This window comes from Acidisphaera sp. L21 (assembly GCF_009765685.1).
Lineage (GTDB): Bacteria > Pseudomonadota > Alphaproteobacteria > Acetobacterales > Acetobacteraceae > LMUY01.
This window is the reverse complement of record NZ_LMUY01000146.1, coordinates 312-937: the sequence shown is the minus strand read 5'-3', so window position 1 is coordinate 937 and position 626 is coordinate 312. Positions and strand designations below refer to the sequence as shown.

The following is a 626-nucleotide window of genomic DNA, read 5'->3' as shown; positions in this document are numbered from 1 at the left end:
ATCCGACACTGCGGGTATTAAAGGTCAGGCTAAAAACGCTCTAAGTGTTCTGAGGCCCTGCTCTAGGCGGATGGTCGCCTGAAGTCCTAAGTGACGCACAGTGGCATCAGGAGAGCCCTGCGAGTGACGTATATCCCCTGATCGTGTAGGCCCATAAGATGCTCGTAGGGGGACTCCAAGTAGGAGTGAGAGTTGCTCCGCTAACATACGAATTGTCACCGAACGCCTAGTGCAGACATTGAGAACGCCGGGTAGCACGGTGCTTCCTGTCAGAGGAACTGCGAGCGTGTGCATGCCCGTCTGAAGGTGGGCTACAACATCGCTTACATGCACGAAGTCTCGGGTTTGCCCGCCATCGCCGTGCAGTGTAATCGGCTTCCCGGCGCCAATCAGGCGAGCGAAGATCGAAATTACCCCGCCGTAGGGAGAGCTGGGATCCTGCCGCGGCCCATAAACGTTGAAAAATCGAAATCCCATTGCCGGCACATTATGAACGAGTGTGGCAACCCTGGCATGAAGTTCACTGCCAAGCTTGTCGACGCCATAGGCAGTCTGTGGGGCTGGCACTAAGTCTTCATGAGCAGCGCTAACGCCCACATCCCCGTAGATAGCGGCTGAGGAGGCAT

The 626-nt window shown here is 56.2% G+C and carries 1 protein-coding gene; it reads right to left on the bottom strand.

The window, feature by feature from the left end; genetic code table 11:
* Positions 1 to 24: 24 nt before the first annotated feature.
* On the bottom strand, positions 25 to 626 hold a 602-nt coding region (locus GSQ76_RS32960), incomplete at its 5' end, for an NAD-dependent epimerase/dehydratase family protein (protein ID WP_216851340.1).